The 4,655-nt window shown below is 47.5% G+C and carries 4 protein-coding genes and 1 pseudogene; 3 read left to right on the top strand and 2 right to left on the bottom strand.

Features of this window, described 5'->3' with window-relative positions; all coding sequences use genetic code 11:
• Nucleotides 1–52 precede the first annotated feature (52 nt).
• The gene (locus KDK14_RS13175) at nt 53–325 is read right to left on the bottom strand and encodes an HU family DNA-binding protein (RefSeq protein ID WP_257265609.1); all 273 of its coding nucleotides are present in this window, start codon (nt 323–325) and stop codon (nt 53–55) included.
• 201 nt (nt 326–526) lie between these two features.
• Nucleotides 527–946 carry a rubredoxin gene (locus KDK14_RS21780; RefSeq protein ID WP_373691078.1) on the bottom strand — a complete coding sequence of 140 codons (420 nt, stop codon included), beginning with the start codon at nt 944–946 and terminating at the stop codon, nt 527–529.
• A 107-nt stretch (nt 947–1,053) separates the two neighbouring features.
• On the opposite strand from KDK14_RS21780, the pseudogene KDK14_RS13165 reads away from it, so the two are divergent.
• The 3 genes and pseudogenes from KDK14_RS13165 to KDK14_RS13155 all read left to right on the top strand — a co-directional run.
• Nucleotides 1,054–1,236: pseudogene (locus KDK14_RS13165) on the top strand (ATP-binding cassette domain-containing protein); the annotation flags it as partial.
• A 209-nt stretch (nt 1,237–1,445) separates the two neighbouring features.
• Complete coding sequence (locus tag KDK14_RS13160) at nt 1,446–1,985, top strand: chorismate lyase (RefSeq protein WP_257265608.1); 540 nt, start codon at nt 1,446–1,448, stop codon at nt 1,983–1,985.
• Between the two features lie 56 nt (nt 1,986–2,041).
• Nucleotides 2,042–4,655 (top strand): hypothetical protein (locus KDK14_RS13155; protein ID WP_257265607.1); only part of this gene is annotated, 2,614 nt, incomplete at its 3' end.

Raw genomic sequence — 4,655 nt, 5'->3', positions numbered from 1 at the left:
GAGTGACTGGCCACTTAGTCAGAAAATATGATTTCATTTGGTTAACTACTTATCAGTTTACCGCTTCTTTCAGGGCTTTGCCTGGCTTGAAAGCCACCGTCTTGCTGGCCTTGATCTGGATGGTTTCACCGGTTTGGGGGTTTTTACCGGCACGGGCGGCACGGCTGCGCTGTTCAAAAGTACCAAAGCCAACCAGGTTCACAGAGTCTGCTGATTTCATGGCACTGGTGATGGCTTCAAGAATAGCGTTAAGCACCAGGGAAGCCTTGTCCTTACTGATATCCGCTTCGTCGGCGATGACATTGACCAGATCGGGTTTACGCATATATACACTCCGTTTTTGTTTTTCTTGTTTCTTCCCTTGAATCAAGGGTTTTTTGCTTCCTGAGCAAGGGCAGCAGCTGCTCTTGACCCCAGGGGTATGGCTCACAAACCAAAAACAGACTAAAACACCACCGCTCTCAGGGCAATAGTCTGAACCAACTGTTTGCAGGATTTTTGCCAGAAATCCCTGTTTTTCTATCAATCAACTGACCTCCATCATCTCAAAGTCGTCTTTGCCTGCGCCACAATCCGGACAGTGCCAGTCCTTTGGAACATCCTCCCAGGCCGTTCCGGCAGGTATGCCATCTTCAGGCCAACCGACAGACTCATCATAGACAAAACCACAGATAGTACACTGCCACTTTTTCATCATTCTCTCCGGTTCATACAGGTCAGGAGGTTGTTTATTTCTGGCACTTTTTGTGCGTGAAAAAACACCCCAAATGTTTAACAGGTAAATCCATAAACAAAGATTCACAGTGCAGCTGCAAGCATACCTCTTTTTTGGTAGTAAAAAACCGTGATCTTCTGGCAAAACGCCCGCCCTGAGTTTTGCATCATTGGCTTTCCACCAGCGATCAATGGATTCACCAAGAAGAGTAAATATAAGTGAGATCATCATGCCCGCAAGTCGCGAGCCAGAATCCAGCCGGTCACAACGTCTTCGCCGGTCACAACGTCTTCGCCAGTCACAACGTCTTCGCCGGTCACAACGTCTGGACAGCAAAGGTGCCGTTTTTGGCAACCGCAGCGAATACCGTACTCGCTGGCATCACTAAAGTTTATCCCGGGGTTGTTGCCAATGACCAGGTCAGCCTTGCCATCAAGCCCGGTGAAATCCATGCGCTGCTGGGCGAAAATGGTTCAGGCAAAAGCACCTTGATGAAAATCCTCTATGGTGTGACGCAACCAGGAGGCTGTCCCATCCATCCTGGCGCTTGGGCGCTATGGATGGAGATTTCCGTGAGGTTGGTTTAAGTTTCAGAGGGTACAAAGCTTAACGATGGTGATATTCTGTCCATGAACTGGCAGGTGGAGGGTGTTGAAGGCCCTTTGCCCAATTAATCTCTGCTTGATTGACAGACCCTGGAGCCATCGGCTCCAGGCAGGATGTACTGCCGATGCCCTTTGCTGACATGAACTGGCAACCTGCCCAAAATGCCAAAGCGATACCCTCCGCACTGCGTGACATGATACTGGACCAACACTCGTTGACCCGTCGGCTGAAGCAAGCACACAACAACGATTTTTTTGTCCGGGTCATCTCCCATGATTGGCAGGAGCCGGATGCATCAGAGAAAGCCTTTATTCATTGTGATGATCAGCGTGCCAGCATAAGAGAAGTCCTGCTGTTTGGTTCAGGTCAACCGGTGGTTTTTGCCCGCAGTGTGTTACCGGAGTCCAGTCTGTCCGATGAAAATAAAGTACTTCTGGAGCTGGGGGACAGGCCATTAGGTGAATATATTTTCAGTCAGCCCGGCCTGCGCCGTGGAACGATTGAAGTTGCCGATATGAAAGCCAGTGAATTTAACGTATACCTTGATATGAAATTTACCACAGAGATTGCCTGGGCCAGACGATCCCTGTTTTATTTGCGGGAGAAACCTATCTCTGTTTGTGAGGTTTTTTTGCCTGAGCGTGAGGATGGAGGGGCTGTCTGAGAATAGTGCCTGGTTACCTTCCGGGTCAAGGTGAATTAAAGGCAGGAGAAAAAACGATGAATCGAGTCGCTGGTCACAGCCAAAAATACGCTACTGACAGTGTCAAACTCGTTAGAAATCCCCCGGCAAATCGTGGCAATGCCGCCGGGAGAACTGTCAGTGGTGAGTCATTGGGCGCCAGGCACGCTGATCTCACAAAGTACCGCACAGCACATCTTGCAACTCACCCAAAAGCGACACAAAAAAAACAAAAAGGGACCGGGATTACCTCCAGGGCCATTGCTTTAGAAACCCTCAGGTGCAAACCAAAAGTTAAAGGGCTTAAAGCCATTCAGGGGGCGAACACTGCCATCTTCACTGACAAACAAGTCAAACTGATTCGAGGTCTCCTGGATGGTAAAACAGACAGGCTCAAAGTCGATGAATTTATCGATATTATCGATTTTCTTGGTGACCACACAGATGTAAAACTGCCTGAGGGTTATGCCAAGTCACCCACCCTTTTGTCAGGGATAATAAGAAACCATCTTTGGCCGGTCTTCGAAAGGCAGTCAGGTGGTAAACTGATGACGGTTTTATCAGCAACACCGGAAAGGGAAAAACAGTTATTTCTGGTGGATGCCAGGGTAACCGGCTCCAAATGTGGCTATTTGGGCCTGCCTGAAGATGTAAGAGATGATATTCATTTTCTGACTGAGTACTCAAATTTGCATGGTATTCCCTGCGATACACCAGTGAAACTGGCCGTGCCGGTGTATGAGCGCCTGGATATCGGAGCCAAAATAAAGTCCATCCATGCTCTGCCGGAGAGCTTTAAGGATGATGCTTTTTATGATGAGCTGATCCGTTCAGGAATCGTGCCGGTTAAAGATCTGCCACTGGAGATCCAAAAGAAAAACGCAGCATACTGCCTTGCGCAATTATCCGATGGCCTGTGCAGATTATCGGATTTTCCGGATCAATTGATCACCAAAAAAGCGATATTGGCTTCGCTCTATGATGAAAATTTGTATAGGAATTTTATTAATATTATCGAAGATGATCATAAATATAAGCTGCTGACCAGTGATCCTGATTTCTTTGAAGAAGCACTGCTCAAAATGAATTCATCTGCGTTGGAATTAAGAATAAGCCGCAACGGTTCACGCATTTATCCCTTGTCGGATGTATTTAAATGTTGCATGGAAAATTACCAGTCTGACAGCGCAAGACTGGCTTTGTTGTTAAAAAAACTGGTAAAAGCTAACCCTTTTTTTGTTATACCCGTTGAAGATTGCGACGATGCGTTACTGCAGGAATTGATTAAAACAGGAAAACAAACATTATTGGCAATATTAGCCACCAGGCCTGAACTGATACAATATTTTCGTACAAGCATCCTTTTTCTTTTCTTTCATAAAGTGAATGCGGATGATGATTTTAAAAATCACGTCCTGGAAAGTGTCTATCCCTATTTTCCTATCGAATATCCTGAATATTTTTCGGAAGAAATATTGCAGAAGCAAGACGCTATAGTGCTGGAATCTGAACCTTTTTATGCCGGAGAAACGCATATTGTTGACAGAAAATTACGACCCGCCAACGCCGGTCGCATCATAGACTACATTGAACAGTTTCCAACGTTTTTGCGTCGTTTTAATGACCAGGCATATCTGGAAAAGTGTTGCACTGACCCAACGATCCGGCAAAGAGTTATCCGTGTGCTGGCTTGCAGGATTATTGCCAACAAGCGCCAGCTCATGACGGAGTGGGTTCCCTATGTGCCCCGGCAAATCATTGATGAAACGTTGGCTTATCTCAATAATCCGGCGCTTTTCTCTAAACTGGATGTCTCCGGCACATTGACTACGCCGGTGAATCCCCTCAAATTTCAACGACCGAATCCTTCCGCACTCCCATTGACGGTGGCTGCCCACGCAAAGGGCTTTTATCCGGTGAATGTAACCCATAGACTACAATTGCAGTCTGAATTTGCCCGTGCCGGTAACACAAAATTTCAACCGTTTTATCTTGGTCAGCTGCAACATACCCAACAGCAACATGCATTGTCGCTATTTAAAGGCAATGGGTCAGTAGTCGGTGGTCGTACACTGGCAGTGGGCAATGGCAAGAGCGTTGATTACTATAAATTCCAGCGGCTTGGAGAGTCCGTAGCCACCCTGGCGCAAGAAGGCATTATGCACCAATTTATTGCCAGGGTGCCCAATCAACGTTTTAAAAGCCAGCTACCCCGTTTTGGGCAGTACCTCATCATACTGGAAAAGGATCTTCCCGGGCGTGTCCGGGGTTTCACTGACCGCTTGCAGGTGATCACTCTGAATGGTGAAAGAGCCTTTCGGGTTTATCACTTCAAAGCGACAAAAAACTACTGTAAATACGCCCATACGCCGGATGGAACCAGCACCGCGCTCCCTGAGCGAGGCTTGTTGAACGCCATTCACGACATTGGCGTTCTCAATGGCAACGTTGGCGTGATGCCCACCACAACGATCCCGGCATTCCATGATGTCGGACGCCGCTGGGTGTTCCTTGGCCCATTACTGGGTAACTCCGGATATTTTTCCTTCCCGTTACCCGGAACCTTTGAAAACTGGATAAATGCCATTGATCGCCCGGATTTTGGTTGGGATGGTTTACGGGATTGGGGCGATGTTGAGTTCTACGGTTCCA

The sequence above is a fragment of the Endozoicomonas sp. ONNA2 genome, from assembly GCF_024606365.1.
In the GTDB taxonomy this organism is placed as follows: Bacteria; Pseudomonadota; Gammaproteobacteria; order Pseudomonadales; family Endozoicomonadaceae; genus Endozoicomonas.
Note: the sequence above shows the minus strand (reverse complement) of the source record. Positions and strands in the feature narration are given on the sequence as shown.

What these genes read in the sequence shown, in the direction of transcription:
- KDK14_RS13160 (WP_257265608.1), top strand. Translation starts at nt 1,446, where the DNA reads ATGCCCTTTGCTGACATGAACTGGCAACCTGCCCAAAATGCCAAAGCG.
- KDK14_RS13175 (WP_257265609.1), bottom strand. Translation starts at nt 325, where the DNA reads ATGCGTAAACCCGATCTGGTCAATGTCATCGCCGACGAAGCGGATATC.
- KDK14_RS21780 (WP_373691078.1), bottom strand. Translation starts at nt 946, where the DNA reads ATGATGATCTCACTTATATTTACTCTTCTTGGTGAATCCATTGATCGC.